This window comes from Niallia nealsonii (genome assembly GCF_002835805.1).
GTDB classification, from domain to species: Bacteria; Bacillota; Bacilli; order Bacillales; family Cytobacillaceae; genus Niallia; species Niallia nealsonii.
Genome location: NZ_PISE01000007.1, coordinates 1 through 16,813, shown reverse-complemented (window position 1 = coordinate 16,813; position 16,813 = coordinate 1). Strand labels below are relative to the sequence as shown.

Here is a 16,813-nt window from a genome sequence, read left to right as displayed (position 1 = left end):
TGTTAAACTTGCCTGTTGATTGCAGCGAGAGGAGTTCGCTTCCGCGGACCGTCCGAGAGCTCCGAACCGCTTAAGGGTATCCCTTTGACGCGCTCTTCTCACATATCCGCTCCAATAAACAAATTATAAGAATCAATAATAAGCGTTAACATAGCTATGAAATAAAGAGAAAAATTTTCTTTTATAAGAAAATTAGCATAAAGTTGGAGAAATTTCACAAGATATGAAAAGAAAATAAATGGTTTTAGGAGAATAAGGATGGTTACGTTTGCTTATATGCTAATAATAGGAATGTTAAGTGTACTTACAATTTCTTTAGATATGTTTGTATATCATAAAGGCTTTATGTATTGTCTAAAAAATATTTACAGTGCAGAAGTCGGAGCAGGAGCAATTACCATTGTCATTACAGCAATTTTTGGTTTTCTTTGGTCAGTTATAGTGGATATTCGTTTGAGAAAAAGCAAAAAACAGTCGAAACAAACTGGAAATTAAATAGAATAGACCTATTTATTTTATAGGATAAGATTGTTCAATTTGGCTTATTTTGGACAGCGAGTCCTTCTATCAAGAAGGACTATGAGAATTTAGGTGGATAAAAAATTCTCATAAAAGTTCGATTGTTAGTTAAACCTTATAGCTGTCTATGAAGAAAGGTAATGTGAAAAGTATGTCAAAAGAAAATATTTCTTTAAGTCAGTTAGCAGCCCTTTTATTTAATTTTCAAATAGGAAGCTCCGTTGTTATTGGATTAGGATTAAATGCAAAAGAAGATGCCTGGATTGTTATAGTAATTTCAATGATGATCGGCATATTCATAGTTGCCTTTTACTATTATATTGCTATATTACTTCCTGGGAAAAATTTATATGAGATATTCGAGTACTGTTTTAAGCGCAAAATTGCAATCATCTTATCCCTTTTGTATGCTTGTTATTTTATTTATTATGCTTGTCGCATTATAAGGGATTTTGGTGAGTTGATTGCAACCGCAGTATTGCCATTAACTCCGATTGAAGTCACCATACTTTTATTAGTTCTTTTAATGGGTTATATCCTATATTTAGGAATTGAAGTATTGGCAAGGACATCGGAGATATTTACTCCATATGGGATTATATTCACACTCTTGCTGTTTATATTTTTATACGTGAATCAAAATATTGATGTTTCTAACATGAAACCAATTCTAGGAGAGGGCCTGAAGCCAATATGGAAAACTATTTTTCCATATGAGCTAGTACGGCCCTATGGGCAAATATTAGTATTTTTATGTGTTTTTTGCAATGTAAGCAATATTCAAATAGGCAGGAGGGTTGTTATATTTAGTATTTCCATGGGCAGTATGTTATTGCTTATGTCCTCTCTTTTGATTATTTTATCTTTAGGAGAGGGCATCGCATTGCGTTCTAACTTTCCCCTGTTAAGTGCTGCAAGGCTGGTTTCTATCGGGGAATTCATACAGAGAATAGATGCTATCGTCGTTTTTTCTATGATGCTGGGAAGTTTAGTAAAAAGCTGCGTTTATATATATGCTGGAATAAAAGGTTTAGAGTATGTATTTAAATTGCCATTTCGCTATTTTTCTATTCCAATTTCGTGCACAGTAGCTATGTTTTCTATATTTATTGGTCGTAATTATACAGATCATTTACAAGAAGGCTTGTTGAGCAATCCATTTTTATTACATGTGCCGCTTCAATTTATCGTTCCTGTTTTATTAGTCTGTGTGCTGTTGTTAAAAACGTGGAAAAGTAAAAAAACAAAATATAGTTCTTCAATTACCAAAAAAAATATGTAATAAGGTGAAACTACAATCAGTGGGGGTTCGTATCCTGAGGCCTATAGGGTATGGGTCACACAGATGTTGCCACAGGACGTGGCGTCCTTAGTCTGTGTACTTTATATCGGCTTTTACGGGCAAGCTTCTGCCTACCGAGATTTTTCATTTCCTCTTAGAATTCCTTAGGTGGAGGCATATTGCCCGTTAATGCGGGATAAAAATTGTCTATATTATTTTGATACAAGGTGTTGAGAGCCGTGCTAACAGAAAAAATATCATTAACTCAGTTACTGACGCTAATCATCAATTTTCTCCTTGGTAGTTCTATCGTAATTGGAGTTGGTTTAGAAGCGAAACGTGATGCGTGGATTGTTGTTTTAATCGGAATGGTCATTGGATTAATAGTTATGTTGTTTTATTTTCAAATAAATTCCTTGCTTCCAGATAAGAATTTATTTGAAATATTTGAGTACTGCTTTAAAAGACCTATTGCTATTTGTTTTTCTGCTCTTTATGTTGCATATTTTATCTATGTATCTTGTCGGGTTATTCGAGATTTTGGAGAACTGATTTCCTCTGCTATATTGCCGCTAACGCCAACAGAAATAGTTATACTAACACTAATGCTTTTAATCGGCTATATCCTTTATATGGGCATAGAAGTGCTAGGAAGAACATCAGAAATATTTACGCCGTATACTTTTGCTTTTATGGTTAGTTTATTTATCCTTTTATATGCTGGAGGAAATATTCAACTATTTAATATAGAACCTATATTAGCAAGCAAGCCTAGTGTTATTGCACATGCAGTTATCCCATCTGTAGCAGTATTTCCGTACGGGGAACTAGTTGCGTTCACTGTGATTTTTTCTACTATAACGGATTTTAAATACAGCAAACTAGTTTGTTTAATGGGGGTAGTGATCGCTAGCATAATTTTAGCAACCTCTGTTTTTTTGATTATCGTAACTCTAGGAGAAAATACAGCTTTAAGATCGAATTTTCCTTTATTAAGTGCTACAAGGCTAGTCAGTATAGGAGAGTTTATTGAGAGAATTGATGCAATTGTTGTATTTATGATGATGCTAGGAATTTTGATTAAAAGCTCAGTGTTTATGTATGGGGGACTAAAGGGATTGGAATATATGTTTAAAGTTCCATTTCGTTATTTTTCTATTCCAGTAGCATGTATTATAAGTATGTTTTCTATTTTTATTTCTACCGATTTTTCTGATCATATTACTGAAGGAATACTTGTTAGTAAATATTTGCTTCACTTGCCGATGGAATATGGAATACCTGTCTTTATTTTGGGAATATTACTATTTAAAAAATGGAAAAAGGAACGAAGCTCCCATAAGGAGATGAATGCATGAACTACTTAAAAAGGCTGCTTGCTATCAATAGCAAAAAGGAAATTCCCACTAGTACATCACCTGATAAGGCAAAAAAGATAGACTTAGCAAAGCTGTCTGTTCTTGAATTAAAATCAGAACTATTGCATAGTTTTGGGCATACTGCAGATTTACAAGTGGATGAAGCAAAAGTTGGCAAAAGCAATGTAATGATTGTGTATTTAGAATCCGTTGTGAATACTGATTTTTTAAAAGAAATGCTAGGAAAAACACTAGAAAGTCCAGTAGAAAATGAGGTGAAAATTACTACAGTTGATGACCTCAAAGAGCTAAGCAAAAGAAGCTTTGGGGTATCAGGATATGAAATCATTAAAACACTTGATGATATTGTTTCAGGTATATTGGATGGTAGAGTCATTATTGTTTTTGAAGGGATTCCTGCCGCATTAAGTTTAAGCTATATCAACAGCGAAGGGCGTACAGTTGCAGAACCGACGACACAAACAGTTGTAAGGGGACCAAAGGATGCTTTTGTGGAAGATGCATCGGTTAATCTTAATTTAATTAGGAAGAGAATAAAAAATCATAATCTTCACTTTGAAAAGTTTATGATCGGCAATGAGTCAAGAACAACTGTTTATATGGGATATATGAATGCAATTGTTAATGATAAAATTTTGGCCGAAGTGCGAAAACGTTTAAAAAGCATTAATATCGCTGCTATTTTCGAATCCTCTAATATTGAAGAAATGATTATCGATAAAACGGCTACAGTTTTTCCTTTGGCGATGAATACAGAACGCCCTGATTCAGTCGCTTCCAATTTAATGGATGGAAAAATCGTCATTATTACAGATGGAACACCTTTTGTTTTATTAGTCCCTGTTGTGTTAACAGATTTTTTTACGTCTGCAGAAGATTATTATCAAAATTATGTGATGAGCAGTTTTGTTCGATTAATTAGATATATTTCCTTTATGATTGGATTGTTAATGCCATCCGCCTACGTTGGAGTTTTAACTTTTCACCCAGAGCTTTTGCCGACTACTTTATTATTAAGCATCATTGCACAGCGAGAAGGGGTTCCATTTCCGGCAGTTGTAGAGGTTTTTATCATGGAGATTACTTTTGAAATTTTGCGGGAAGCAGGGGTGAGAATGCCTCGGGCAGTAGGCCAGACAGTTTCTATTGTGGGTGCATTAGTTATTGGCCAGGCAGCAGCAGAAGCGGGGATCATCTCCAATATTATGGTTATTATTGTCGCAATAACAGCGATTGCAAACTTTGTTTTTCCAAATTATAGCTTTGCAAATGCTTCTCGTTTGATTCGGTTCATTCTTATTATTGTAGCATCTATTTTAGGTCTATATGGTGTTTTGCTTGTACTTGTTTTTATGGTGGCACATTTAAGCTCCCTGCGTTCTTTTGGTGTGCCATATTTGGCACCAGTTGCACCATTTGTTGTAGAAGATCAAAAGGATGTATTTATCCGTTTTCCATTATGGTCTATTAATAAACGTCCATCTTACTTAAGCACTAACGAAACAAAAAAACAGAAAAAAACGGATTCTCCTTCACCTCCACAACCGGAAGGCGGGAAGTAAAGTTGAGAAGAAAATTTTTGCTTCTTTTAATTATTTCAAGCTGTCTATTATTATGTGGGTGCTGGGATCGCAAAGAGTTATCAGAGGTTCAACTTGTAGCAGGTATGGCAGTAGATTTAGGGGAGGATGCGAAATATAAAATAACAGTAGAAGGATTAAATGCTATTGAGTTAAATAGTCAAACAGCGAGTGGAAATGCTCCTTCCACTGTGGAAAGTATTGAAGGAGATTCTTTAGCAGAAATCACTCATCAATTTAATCGATATTTACCACAAAGTCTTATTTATTCCCATATGAAAGTTCTTGTCATAAGTGAAGAAGCAGCAAAATTAGGAATGCTTGATTTTCTTGATTATGTAGAAAGAAATAGAGAATTGCGGGATGATTTTAAAATTCTGATCGCAAAAGGAAAAGCGGAGGATATATTAAAAATAACTTATCCATTTAAAAAGGCTTCCTCATTGAAAATTTCTCCTCAAGTCGATAATCTTTTAGGCGAGTGGGGGGGGGATCCTGGTGTACGGATTAATGATTTTATTTCTGATTTAACTTTAGAGGGAAAATCTGCTGTATTAGCAGCAGTGAAAGTGAACGGAGATCCCGAAAAAGGTAGAACCATGGAGAATATAACAAAAGTAGTGCCAGATGCTATAGTCGAAATAGAATCATTAGGTGTATTCAAAGGAGACAAACTAAAAGGATTTATGGATCTAGAAGCTACAAGAAGTTATTTATGGATTACTAATCAGCTGAAACAAACGGCAATTAACATACATTGTGAAGGTGATCAATATAGTGCTATACGGATTTTGCAGTCCAATACCAATGTAGATGTTAAGTGGGAAAATGGAAAACCTGATATTCATGTAAAGATAAAATCAGAGGGGCTTTTAGAGGGAACACAATGCTATAAAACAGTGGATAGCGTCAAAACTTATAGAAAGTATGAGAAATTGGTAAACACAACAGCAGCAAAAGAAATAAAAAATACGATACAAAAAGCTCAAAAAGAATTTGGGTCAGATATTTTTGGTTTTGGAGAGATATTTAGACGGCAACATAATCAACAATTTATGAAGGTGAAAGATAATTGGAATAACTATTTTGCAGAAGCGAAAGTTAAGGTGGATTATGATATTACGATTAGAAGATCAGGAATACGAACAGAAAGCTTTTTGACAAAAACAAAAGAAGAACGTTAATTTTTTTTCTAAGAATGACTATACTGAAAAAGATATTCTGCAAAAATATTTGGAAAATTTATATAAAAAAAAAGACGTGCTGTTATTGAAAAAATATTTGTATATGTTAAGATATGGGTAAATTCATCATAATATTAAGTATCACTAGGGGATCCCTTGATAAGGGCTGAGAAAAAAGTAGCTACTTTTAAACCCTCAAAACCTGAACAGGTTCGTACCTGCGTAGGAAAGTGGAATATATTTTATTTATCTGTGCATTAATGTAATAATCATAATGTATGTATAAATGTTTATGTATTGTAATTTACAACCACTTTCCTTTGAACAGGAAAGTGGTTTTTTTATGGGGAATTTTATCCCTATTTAATGTTTTTTCGACCTCACTGATTGAAGTTTCACTTTATCTTGTTATTTTAATAGTTCTAAAATTTACTTTTCTGAAGAGGAGGAGATGAAGATCAAATTAATGGCTGTTACCGATAATCAGCATAGCATGGAGAATTTGATGTCAATTATTTTAAAAATACACGAATATGTAGATTATATACAAATTAGAGAAAAAAGCAGAACAGCAAATGAAGTATATACACTAGGTAAGCGATTAATAGATGAAGGGGTAGCAAAAGAAAAATTAATTATAAATGATCGTATAGATGTCGCTACTCTTTTAAATATTAAGAATGTTCATCTGCCTGGAAATGGACTGCCTGTGGAGCAAGTGAAGAAACTTAATTCCCAGTATTTTGCAGGTGTGTCTGTACATAGTCAGGAAGAGGCACAAATAGCACAAAAAAATAAAGCAGATTATGTTTTATATGGACATTGTTTTCAAACAAATAGTAAAAAAGGGAAACCGCCTATTGAACTGCAGTCCATTAAGAAAATAAAAAAGCAACTATCTATTCCTATTTTTGTCATTGGTGGAATTACAGAAGACCGTGTGGAACAATTAGCAGATTTAGGAGCAGATGGAGTTGCGATTATGTCAGCAATATTTTCCTCATCTAATCCTTTAGAATCTGTAAAAAAATTAAATGAAAGGTGTTGGAGGTTGTGAAACAGCACTTTGATATTGTTATAGTAGGCGGTGGAATAATAGGATGTGCCATTGGTTACTATCTTGCGAAAGAAAATACAAGTGTTGCAGTATTAGAGAGTCAGAGTATTGGCGGCAAATCAACGGGTGCAGCAGCAGGAATGTTAGGGGCTCATTCAGAGTATAAGGAGTTTAAGCAGTTATACCCTTTTGCAAGAAGCAGTCAACTTTTATATCAAGAGCTATATGACGAAATAAAAGAGTTGACTGGAATCGACTTTGAAATGAAAAGAGGTGGGCTTTTAAAGTTGGCTTTTTCTGCATCAGAAAAAGAAGAGATGGCATCCATTTACAAGCTACCAGCGATTGAATGGCTTAATAGAGAAGAAGCAAAAGAAAAAGTGTCTACTCTTACAACAAGCATAATAGGTGCAGCGTTTCTAAAAGAGGATGTACATGTTACCCCAATTGCGGTATGCAACGGATTTAGTACAGGTGCTCAAACGCTCGGAGCAGAAATCTTTGAATATACAAATGTATCAGAAATAACAAAGCAAGACAGCCAATATAAGATTAAAACTTCTAGAGGAGATTTTACGGCTGCTCAAGTAGTTATCGCTAGTGGAGTCTGGAGTAATTATTTTTTTCAGAATATGGGATTAACTAATCGGATTATTCCTGTAAAAGGAGAATGTATTGCTGCAATGAATGAGGAAATACCATTAAAGCACTCGATTTTCCATGACCAGCATTACATTGTTCCAAGAAATAATGGTCAACTTATTATTGGTGCCACTAAAAAATGGAATGACTGGAACGAAAAGCCGACTCTTGAGGGTATAGAAAGTGTGATTAAAAAGGCAAAAGAAATGATTCCAGCGATAAAAGATATGAAAATGACTAATTGTTGGGCTGGACTTAGGCCACAGACGTTTGATGGAAATCCATTTATCGGGGAGCATCCCGAAATGAAAGGGATATATTTTGCTGCTGGTCATCAAAGAAACGGAATTTTATTAGCACCGGCTACAGGAAAAATGGTGCGAGATTTATTGCTTGGAAATCCTGTTGATAAAAAATGGATAGAGGCTTTTAAAGTTGAACGAAGCATAAGCAAAAGTACTGAATTAGAGGAGGTGAAACTTTGATTATTCAGTTAAATGGAAAATCGCAAGAGCTGACAGATCATATAGAAACAGTAGCAGATTTATTAGCATTTTTTGAGTTGCAGAATCGGATCGTTATTGTAGAAATAAATAAAGATATTATCCAAAAGGAACAGTATTCTATTCAAGATTTGAAAGATGGAGATGCTGTTGAACTTATTCATTTTGTAGGAGGAGGATGAAAATGGAAATGCTGAAAATTGCAAATCGTACATTTCAATCAAGATTACTTTTAGGAACAGGCAAATATCCATCATTTGAGGTCCAAAAAGAAGCAGTTGCAGTATCTGGTAGTGAAATACTGACTTTTGCTGTTCGCAGAATGAATATATTTGAACAGTCACAGCCTAACTTTTTAGAGCAATTAGATTTAAGCCGCTATACGCTTTTGCCAAATACAGCGGGTGCAAAAACAGCAGAAGAAGCGGTAAGAATCGCAAAGTTAGCTAAAAGTTCTGGTTTATGCGATATGATTAAGGTAGAAGTAATTGGCTGTGATAAATCGCTATTGCCTGATCCAGTAGAAACATTAAAAGCATCTGAAATGCTATTAGAAGAGGGATTTATTGTGTTGCCATATACTTCGGATGATGTTGTATTGGCTAGACGATTAGAAGAATTAGGTGTACATGGGATTATGCCAGGTGCTTCCCCTATTGGTTCGGGAAAAGGTATTATCAATCCATTAAACCTACAGTTTATCATCGATCAGAGTTCTGTTCCTGTTATTGTTGATGCAGGCATTGGTTCACCAAAAGATGCTGCATATGCAATGGAGCTTGGAGCAGATGGTGTACTTTTAAATACCGCGGTATCGAATGCAAATGATCCAGTGAAAATGGCATTGGCGATGAAATTAGCCATTGAAGCAGGAAGACTTGGTTATGAGGCAGGCAGAATCAAGGAAAAAAATTATGGAGTAGCAAGCAGTCCATTGACAGGAATGATCACATCTTGACCAATCGTTATTTCAAACAAGAGCTGTTCCTTGGGAGTGCTGGGCAAAACAACTTAGAAAATAATCATGCCATCATTTTCGGTGCAGGAGCACTGGGGTCTTCTATCGCAGAACTGCTTGTTAGAGCAGGCATAGGAGCGATTACTATTGTTGACCGTGATTATGTGGAATCCAGCAATTTGCATAGACAGCTTTTATATACAGAAGAAGATGCAAAGCTTAAACTCCCTAAAGCAATTGCTGCTGAAAATAGATTGAAAAAGATAAACAGCGGTATCACAATAAAAGGAATAGTTGCTGATATCAGTTTTGAAAATGTGGAGAGGATGTTGGAAGGCGTATCTATTATTATGGATGCAACCGATAATTTTGAGACAAGATTAGTAATCAATGATGCAGCTATTAAACATGATATACCATTTATTTTTGGAGCGTGTGTGTCCAGCTATGGATTAACGTATTCTGTCATGTCAAATCAAACACCTTGTCTACACTGTTTGATAGATCATATCCCAATGAATAATATTACGTGTGATACAACTGGCATCATTAGCCCAATTGTTCAGTGGACAGCAGCCATGCAAGTATCACAAGCCATGCAAATTATGACAGACCACCCAGTAAAGCCAATGCTTCGTTCATTTGATATTTGGAAAATGGAACATGCTGAGATTGATGTATTAAAATTAAAAAATAAGAAATGTCCAACATGTGCAGAAAAAGCAACTTTTCCCTATTTGTCTATGGAAAGACAAACAAAAGCAGATATTTTATGTGGGAGGGATGCTGTCCATATTAGACCGCCAGCACCTAAAGCATTAGATTTACAATATCTATCTCAACAATGGAAAAACCTTGTTTCTAACATGACAGCAAATCCATATTTACTTTCTTTTCAATATGAAGAGTATCGGGTTATTCTCTTTCAAGATGGTCGTGCCATTATTCATGGAACGGATGAGTCTAGTAGTGCAAGAAAAATATATAATAGATTATTAGGATAAAATATAAAATAATTTAATAGATGATTAAAAGAAATCCCCTTGCTTTTTAGGCAAGGGGATTTCTATGTATTACAGTAAGCAGGTCATCTGACTCCTCGCTGATTAAAGTCTACTGTGGTAGTAGTTATCCTCAGCCTTAAGTCTTAGAAAAAAATCAAGCGGAAGCACGTTATGGAAAATACTTAAGAAAGTTAACATAGTAGATAAGAAAGGAGCGATTGAGATGAAAAAATTTGGTTTATTAATCGTAGGAGGTATTGCTGCAATAATTTTATTATCACAGCTTGGACCAATTATTGGTTTAGCGATAAGTGCAGCTGTTCTCTATCTTGTATTTAAGCAATTTGTAAAAAGTACAGTAACATGGGAAAAAGTAGTATGGGGAATTGCAGGGCTTATTATGCTAACAGTAACAGCAAGTAATCTTCCTGCCATCATTGGGGTAGCTGCAGCGTATGTTCTTTATCTTGTATATAAAAAATGGAACGGCTCAACTAGTGCTAAAACAAAAAAAAATGATCCATTCACTAACTTTGAAAACCAATGGAATGAATTAAATAAACAATAAAGAGAAAGAGGGAATAAAAAATGAACAACTTTTTTAACCGAATTAAAAATACAGTATTAGCAGATATGAATGAAATTCTTGATAAAAAAGAAAATAAAAATCCGATTGGGTTGCTTAATCAATATCTAAGAGATTGTGAAAAAGAAACAGAAAAAGTGAAACAATTAGTAGAGCGCCAACTTAAATTAAAGGAAGAGTTTCAAAAAGAGCTAAAGCAGGCAGAAGAAATTGCTGAAAAGAGAAAACAACAAGCAGTAATTGCAGAAAAAGCTGGAGAAGAAGAGTTAAAGCAATTTGCTTTAGTGGAATATACGCATTATTCTAATAGAGCTGAGCGCTTAAGAGAATCACTAGCCATTACGGAAAAGCAGCAAAATGAACTAGAAATAAAATATATGGAAATGACACATAAATTAAAAGATATGCATATTAGACGTTTAGAATTGATGGGCAAAGAAAATATTACTCGTGCCCATACAAGAATGGAAAAAGTATTAGACGAAAAAAAGATGGAAGAGTATACGAAATCTTCTTTTCATGATATAGAAAAGTTTATTGAAACAATCGAGCAAAATATCAATACGTCGTATTACAAATATACAATGGATGAGAAAATTGCTGAACTAGAGAATAAGATGAAGAAGGAAGAAAATTCACTTTCTTCTTGAAAAAATGGTATGCTAAAAAAGAAGCAGTAGTTATGGTTCACAGGCTGATGAAAAAAGGTTATCCCTAAAAAAGTTAAATGTTTTCATCAGCCTAATTTCTTCGTACCAACTTTTTAGACACTTAGAGGCGTAGAAATTATACGCTTTTTTGAATTGTATCATGCATTAACGGGCAGTAAAATCCCCACCTAAGGGATTGTAAGAGAAAACGAGAAATCTAGGTGGGGGATAACTGCCCATAAAAGCCTGATTGGTTCAACTAACAATCAGTGGGGATGAAGAAAACCCCCACTGATTGAAGTTTTACTTTATCGTAATAGTATTATATTTAATGAACAAAAACAGTTATTTTCGATTACTCTGAATAGACTAAAAATTATTTTTGTCTATTCAGAGCAACCGAAATAAATAAGGGAACGGAGGAACTCGATTGTTTCAAAGACTAAAAGATAATTATGCCAATTGGGTCATCTTAATCGGGGGAATTCTCCTGTTGTTAGAAGTATTTGTCTTTAATCCAGGCATTATATTTTCTTTGCTTGCTTCTATTGGAATGATTTATTTTTCTAGACAAGGGCAAAAAAGAAAAATGGGGAAGCTGCTTTTTTGGATGGGGTTATTTATACTGCTGATAAGTGTTTTTAATATGTTTACATTTAAGTTTTTAGTAATAAGTATTGTGCTTTATTATATTATTATCTATCTTAAAAAAAATAAGGCTTCTGAATCAATCATGCCGATAATAAAAGAAAAAAAAGAATCAACGGATACATCCGAAATAGTAATTAAAAAGCCCTTTTTCCAAAATCAACTGTTTCAGCACAATGAAACGCCAGATCATGTCTATGAGTGGAATGATATAAATATACAAGCTGGAATATCAGATACGGCAATTGATTTAAGCTATACTGTGCTTCCAGCAGGAGAAACGGTTATTTTTATTAAAAATATGGTTGGAAATGTGAAGATATATGTTCCCTATGATATAGAAGCAAGTGTTCATCATTCTGTCTTATTTGGATCTTATAATATATTTGGAGAGCAAGAAAGTCATGTAATAAATAGAAATATCCAAATAAGACAATCGACATTTGACTCAGCTGAAACAAGGGTGAAAATTTTCACCAGTTTTGCTACAGGCAATTTAGAGGTGAAAAGAATATGAGCATTGTCCAAAGGCAAATTGTTTGGGGAGTTGGCGCATCATTAGTTTTTCTCCTTTTTATATCTGGAAGCTATATGGTCGTTTTTCCCCCGGAAAATTGGATACAATTATGGGATAAAGAATTAATGGGAATTCCATTTTTATTATTTGTCACAACGGCTGCAATTGCGATTGGAATTATTTTTGGAGTAATGACAGGGTATTCTTGGAAAAAACAAATAGATGCTTTGGAAACATCTTTTGATCTTTTTGATGAAAATTCCAAAAAAGATCATTCTATATCTAATTCTTTAGAAGAAATAAGTGGTTTGGCAAAAAAAATAAAAAGTTTACAAATACAATTAATGGAGCAAACAAAATTATCACAAAGGCTTGTTAATGAACAGGCGGAAAATCAAGAAGTAAGAGTACAAACGATTATTACCCAAGAACGCAATCGATTGGCGAGAGAACTTCATGATTCTGTTAGTCAGCAATTGTTTGCAGCGTCGATGTTATTATCGGCTATAAATGAAACAAGACCAAAATCTGATAATAGAGAAACAAAACAATTAGAGTTAGTAGAAGAAACCATTCATCAATCACAGACAGAGATGAGGGCATTATTGCTTCACTTGCGACCAGCGGCTCTTAATGGGAAAACATTAAAAGAAGGAATTATTGAGCTTTTATCAGAATTGCTACAAAAGGTTACATTAGACATATCATGGGAATTAGAGGAATTTCAACTTGATAAAGGAATGGAAGATCATTTGTTTCGAATTCTTCAAGAATCCGTTTCCAATACATTACGTCATGCTAAAGCAAAAAAGTTAGAAGTACGGCTAATGAAAAGAGAAGCATTTATTATTATGCGCATAGTAGATGATGGCATTGGATTTAATGTAGAGAAGCGCAAAGCAGGATCATATGGGCTGCAAAATATGTATGAGAGGGCAGCTGAGATTGGCGGGAAGTTAAAGATTATCAGTTTAGCGCAAAAGGGAACTCGCTTAGAAGCGAAAGTGCCGCTGCTGACAAATAAGGAGAGATAAAGATTGATTAAAGTTCTATTTGTTGATGATCATGAAATGGTGCGGATTGGCGTGTCCTCTTACTTGTCTGCACAATCAGATATAGAGGTAGTAGGAGAAGCAGATAATGGAAGAACAGCCGTGGAATTAGCTTTAAGTTTGCGTCCAGATATTATATTAATGGATCTCGTGATGCAAGAAATGGATGGCATAGAGGCAACTAGACAAATAATAGAAGAATGGCCAGAAGCAAAAATTATTATTGTCACAAGTTTTCTCGATGATGAAAAAGTGTATCCTGCACTTGAAGCAGGTGCGTCAAGCTATATGCTAAAAACCTCAAAGGCGAGTGAAATTGCAGATGCAGTGAGAGCTACTTTTCATGGACAAAGTGTATTGGAGCCGGAAGTAACAGGCAAAATGATGATAAAGATGAGGCAAAAAAAACAAGTGCTGCTTCATGAAGAATTAACAGCTAGAGAAATGGAAATCTTATTGCTAATGGCTGAAGGGAAAAGCAATCAGGAAATAGCTGATCAGCTATTTATTGCTATTAAAACAGTAAAAACACATGTTAGCAATATTTTGAGTAAACTAGAAGTGCAAGATAGAACACAAGCAGTAATCTATGCATTTAAACATTCTCTTGTAGACTAATTGAAAATAGAATAAAAAATTTAAAGTCATTTTAGCCTAAACAATATCAAATTTGTTTAGGTTTTTTTAATTATTTTTCTAATCAAACGTTTGATTAGAAAAGAATTCTCCCTGTCTATTTAAAAATATAAAAATATTTTAATAACTTGTCTCATATAAATGATAAAAAGCATTTGAAACTACGAATATCGTTTGGTGTTTTGTTTATTCGTGAAAAAGTACTGTTAAGGGAGAATTCGATGAAGGCATTTTATAAAGGAACGGTGTTATTAATTGTAACGGCATTTTTTGGTGAGTGCATGGAGTTTTTGATCAATATGATAATGGCAAGAGAGTTGGGGGAAAAAGGACTAGGCTTATTTATGACTGTTTTGCCGACAATCTTTTTAATCGTATTATTGGCCAGTTTTGAATTGCCTATTTCTATTTCAAAATTCATTGCAGAAAAAGATGCAGAATATCATCAAACAATGCTGCATCAAGTGATAAAATGGACGATTATCTTTACGATTTTTTTAACGATTTTAGCTGCTGTCATTATCCCTTTTGTTCCTATATTTCATTCCTATCACCCCATCTTAAAATGGCTTGTCTTATTAATGCTTCCTATTATTTCATTTACAAGCATTGCACGAGGTTATTTTATGGGAAAACAGCAAATGGGAAAAATTGCAGCATCTAATTTTTTGCGGAAGATTGTCCAACTTGGAATGCTCGTGTTTTTATTTCAATGGTTTTCCTTTGATTTAGATACCTCTGTTTTAATTGCATTTTGCACAATAGTTGGCAGTGATATTGTTGTATTTCTCTATTTAATGCATATGTTTTTTCTTCAATATCAGCGCTTGAAAAAAGGAAAAAACAGTTCCCTTGGGGGAAGGGTTATCTGGAAGGATCTATTGTCTGTTTCAGTGCCAACGACTGGGCTTCGGATTTTTCACGCCTTAACACATGCTATCCAGCCTTTTTTAATTAAAGGAGCCCTTGTTTCATCAGGAATTACAGCTGCTAATGCAACAGAACTTTTTGGCATGTTAGCAGGAATTGCTTTAACCATTGGCTTTTTTCCTTCCTTTATTGCCCACTCGTTTATGACGATGTTAATTCCAACTGTTTCTAAAGAATATGCAAATAAAGATTATCGCAAATTGCAAAAGCTGCTGCAGCAAATAGTGGGGATTACTGCAGTATATGGGATTATTGCGGTAAGTATTTTTTATTTTTTTGCAGAGCCAATAACGTCTAAATTTTTCCATTCTTCTCAGGCGGCTATTATTGTTCAGTTATTATGGCCATATTTTTTATTGCATTATTTTATTATTCCGATGCAAGCTTATTTAATTGGTTTTGGTTTGTTAAAAGATGCTGTTTTTCACACAATTTGGTCTACTGTTTTTTCCTATGCTGCCATCTATTATCTTGGGTCATTAAGTCAGTTGCAAATGGGGGGAATAGCAATCGGCATGAATTTAGGTGCAGTTATCCTAGCTGTTTTGCATTATATGACCATATGCAAAAAAATGGGCTTTTCCATTTGGCTCACTCCTGTTAATAATAGGCTGCAATGACAGGTGAATAATAAATTTTAAAAATTTTTATAAAACTGTAGGGGGTTCAATAAGGAAGTTCGTTTATTTAGTGAAGGCGTTATGAAGGGGAAGGAGGAAAAGGAAGAATGAACCCCTTATGCGAAAATGATTTTAGTGATGAAAATTGGCCATTAAAATATGAGTTAATTGTAAAAGAATACGGAAAATTAATTTTTCACTATATTTTTTCTTTAGTAAAACACAAAGAATTGGCAGAAGATATTTATCAAGAAGTATTGATATCCGCCTATATTGCTTATCCTAATTCCACAGATAATAAAAAAATAAAAAGCTGGCTGTACACCATTGCCATTAATAAATGCAGGGACCATTGGAGAAAAGAAAAAAGAACGAAAAAGTTTTGGGAAGAATCTGTCTATACATATGTTCGCGATAGCGCTGATTCTATGCCACCTCCTGAAGAAATAATAATAAATCAGTGTTCGAAAGAAGAGATGATAGATACGTTAGAGGAGTTGCCAACCATGTATAAAGAACCTCTTATGCTATTTTACTATCATAATCAAACTTTAGTAGAAATTAGCGATAAAACAAAAATTCCCCTTTCTACTATAAAAACAAGAATGAAACGGGCAAAAGGTAAATTAAAACCGAAAATGGCAAGTAAATTAGTCAATATATAAGATAATCATAAAAAAACCTTGGCGGATTGTTGGGTATAAATCTGCCAAGGTTTTTATCGTTTTATGCCTGTTTCTGAATTGAGTATAGCAATTAGAGAGAACTTTTACTTGTCTATATTTTTATTATAGTAATTTACAGAATACATGGCTCCTTCATTAACCATATTATTATCTCCTATATCCTCTGGATCTGGGTTTCCTGCTTTAACAAGCAAGTCTTTCTGATTAGAAGAAGATTGAAACATTGTTTTTATTCGATTTATCATTTCTTTGCCCCTAGGAGAGAAAATAAATAAACTGCCAATGCCAGCCCCTACAATAGCTGCAGTACGAACGGAACCTTTTTTCATTTCCATAACATGATTCCTCCTAATTATTATTTTAGGCTGTTTTCGTAAACT

Annotated in this window: 18 protein-coding genes and 1 riboswitch; of the genes, 17 read left to right on the top strand and 1 reads right to left on the bottom strand. The window is 34.1% G+C overall.

Annotation, left to right across the window (positions count from 1 at the left end; genetic code table 11):
- The first annotated feature begins 258 nt into the window (after window positions 1–258).
- From CWS01_RS03055 to CWS01_RS02975, 17 genes are all read left to right on the top strand, one after another.
- The gene (locus CWS01_RS03055) at window positions 259–495 is read left to right on the top strand and encodes a hypothetical protein (RefSeq protein ID WP_101175578.1); all 237 of its coding nucleotides are present in this window, start codon (window positions 259–261) and stop codon (window positions 493–495) included.
- A 175-nt stretch (window positions 496–670) separates the two neighbouring features.
- Window positions 671–1,801: a GerAB/ArcD/ProY family transporter gene (locus tag CWS01_RS03050; protein ID WP_101175577.1), complete on the top strand. Its 1,131-nt coding sequence runs from the start codon at window positions 671–673 to the stop codon at window positions 1,799–1,801.
- Window positions 1,802–2,040: 239 nt separating this feature from the next.
- Complete coding sequence (locus CWS01_RS03045; protein WP_101175576.1) at window positions 2,041–3,159, top strand: GerAB/ArcD/ProY family transporter; 1,119 nt, start codon at window positions 2,041–2,043, stop codon at window positions 3,157–3,159.
- The gene (locus tag CWS01_RS03040; protein ID WP_101175575.1) at window positions 3,156–4,742 is read left to right on the top strand and encodes a spore germination protein; all 1,587 of its coding nucleotides are present in this window, start codon (window positions 3,156–3,158) and stop codon (window positions 4,740–4,742) included. The genes CWS01_RS03045 and CWS01_RS03040 overlap by 4 nt, the downstream gene beginning before the upstream one ends.
- 2 nt (window positions 4,743–4,744) lie before the next feature.
- Window positions 4,745–5,944, top strand: a complete 1,200-nt coding sequence (locus CWS01_RS03035; RefSeq protein WP_101175574.1) for a Ger(x)C family spore germination protein — start codon at window positions 4,745–4,747, stop codon at window positions 5,942–5,944.
- A 136-nt stretch (window positions 5,945–6,080) separates the two neighbouring features.
- A riboswitch (TPP riboswitch) is annotated at window positions 6,081–6,190 on the top strand.
- Between the two features lie 205 nt (window positions 6,191–6,395).
- The gene (locus tag CWS01_RS03030; protein ID WP_235851960.1) at window positions 6,396–7,001 is read left to right on the top strand and encodes a thiamine phosphate synthase; all 606 of its coding nucleotides are present in this window, start codon (window positions 6,396–6,398) and stop codon (window positions 6,999–7,001) included.
- A complete protein-coding gene (gene thiO, locus CWS01_RS03025; RefSeq protein ID WP_101175573.1) occupies window positions 6,998–8,128 on the top strand; it encodes a glycine oxidase ThiO in 1,131 nt (376 codons plus the stop codon). The genes CWS01_RS03030 and thiO overlap by 4 nt, the downstream gene beginning before the upstream one ends.
- Entirely contained in the window at window positions 8,125–8,328 is a 204-nt protein-coding gene (gene thiS, locus CWS01_RS03020; protein WP_101175572.1) for a sulfur carrier protein ThiS, read from the top strand. The genes thiO and thiS overlap by 4 nt, the downstream gene beginning before the upstream one ends.
- An 8-nt stretch (window positions 8,329–8,336) precedes the next feature.
- The gene (locus tag CWS01_RS03015; RefSeq protein ID WP_407938529.1) at window positions 8,337–9,104 is read left to right on the top strand and encodes a thiazole synthase; all 768 of its coding nucleotides are present in this window, start codon (window positions 8,337–8,339) and stop codon (window positions 9,102–9,104) included.
- Window positions 9,101–10,108, top strand: coding sequence for a ThiF family adenylyltransferase (locus tag CWS01_RS03010; RefSeq protein WP_101175570.1), 1,008 nt, complete (start codon window positions 9,101–9,103; stop codon window positions 10,106–10,108). The genes CWS01_RS03015 and CWS01_RS03010 overlap by 4 nt, the downstream gene beginning before the upstream one ends.
- A 223-nt stretch (window positions 10,109–10,331) precedes the next feature.
- Window positions 10,332–10,676 (top strand): lmo0954 family membrane protein, encoded by a 345-nt coding sequence (locus CWS01_RS03005; RefSeq protein WP_101175569.1) that lies wholly within the window; start codon window positions 10,332–10,334, stop codon window positions 10,674–10,676.
- A gap of 20 nt (window positions 10,677–10,696) precedes the next feature.
- Window positions 10,697–11,344, top strand: a complete 648-nt coding sequence (locus tag CWS01_RS03000) for a PspA/IM30 family protein (RefSeq protein WP_101175568.1) — start codon at window positions 10,697–10,699, stop codon at window positions 11,342–11,344.
- A 430-nt stretch (window positions 11,345–11,774) separates the two neighbouring features.
- Window positions 11,775–12,509 (top strand): cell wall-active antibiotics response protein LiaF, encoded by a 735-nt coding sequence (liaF, locus tag CWS01_RS02995; RefSeq protein WP_101175567.1) that lies wholly within the window; start codon window positions 11,775–11,777, stop codon window positions 12,507–12,509.
- Window positions 12,506–13,543: a sensor histidine kinase gene (locus tag CWS01_RS02990; protein ID WP_101175566.1), complete on the top strand. Its 1,038-nt coding sequence runs from the start codon at window positions 12,506–12,508 to the stop codon at window positions 13,541–13,543. Before liaF ends, CWS01_RS02990 begins: the two co-directional genes overlap by 4 nt.
- A gap of 3 nt (window positions 13,544–13,546) precedes the next feature.
- Entirely contained in the window at window positions 13,547–14,179 is a 633-nt protein-coding gene (locus CWS01_RS02985) for a response regulator transcription factor (protein WP_101175565.1), read from the top strand.
- Between the two features lie 239 nt (window positions 14,180–14,418).
- A complete protein-coding gene (locus CWS01_RS02980; protein WP_101175564.1) occupies window positions 14,419–15,747 on the top strand; it encodes a polysaccharide biosynthesis protein in 1,329 nt (442 codons plus the stop codon).
- A 107-nt stretch (window positions 15,748–15,854) separates the two neighbouring features.
- The gene (locus tag CWS01_RS02975) at window positions 15,855–16,412 is read left to right on the top strand and encodes an RNA polymerase sigma factor (protein WP_101175563.1); all 558 of its coding nucleotides are present in this window, start codon (window positions 15,855–15,857) and stop codon (window positions 16,410–16,412) included.
- Window positions 16,413–16,516: 104 nt separating this feature from the next.
- On the opposite strand, the gene CWS01_RS02970 is transcribed toward CWS01_RS02975, so the two are convergent.
- Window positions 16,517–16,768: a hypothetical protein gene (locus CWS01_RS02970; RefSeq protein ID WP_101175562.1), complete on the bottom strand. Its 252-nt coding sequence runs from the start codon at window positions 16,766–16,768 to the stop codon at window positions 16,517–16,519.
- Between the last annotated feature and the right edge of the window lie 45 nt (window positions 16,769–16,813).

Coding starts and splice junctions, on each gene's coding strand:
- CWS01_RS03055 (WP_101175578.1), top strand. CDS start 259: ATGGTTACGTTTGCTTATATGCTAATAATAGGAATGTTAAGTGTACTT.
- CWS01_RS03050 (WP_101175577.1), top strand. CDS start 671: ATGTCAAAAGAAAATATTTCTTTAAGTCAGTTAGCAGCCCTTTTATTT.
- CWS01_RS03040 (WP_101175575.1), top strand. CDS start 3,156: ATGAACTACTTAAAAAGGCTGCTTGCTATCAATAGCAAAAAGGAAATT.
- CWS01_RS03030 (WP_235851960.1), top strand. CDS start 6,396: ATGAAGATCAAATTAATGGCTGTTACCGATAATCAGCATAGCATGGAG.
- CWS01_RS03015 (WP_407938529.1), top strand. CDS start 8,337: ATGCTGAAAATTGCAAATCGTACATTTCAATCAAGATTACTTTTAGGA.
- CWS01_RS03005 (WP_101175569.1), top strand. CDS start 10,332: ATGAAAAAATTTGGTTTATTAATCGTAGGAGGTATTGCTGCAATAATT.
- CWS01_RS03000 (WP_101175568.1), top strand. CDS start 10,697: ATGAACAACTTTTTTAACCGAATTAAAAATACAGTATTAGCAGATATG.
- CWS01_RS02990 (WP_101175566.1), top strand. CDS start 12,506: ATGAGCATTGTCCAAAGGCAAATTGTTTGGGGAGTTGGCGCATCATTA.
- CWS01_RS02980 (WP_101175564.1), top strand. CDS start 14,419: ATGAAGGCATTTTATAAAGGAACGGTGTTATTAATTGTAACGGCATTT.
- CWS01_RS02975 (WP_101175563.1), top strand. CDS start 15,855: ATGAACCCCTTATGCGAAAATGATTTTAGTGATGAAAATTGGCCATTA.
- CWS01_RS02970 (WP_101175562.1), bottom strand. CDS start 16,768: ATGGAAATGAAAAAAGGTTCCGTTCGTACTGCAGCTATTGTAGGGGCT.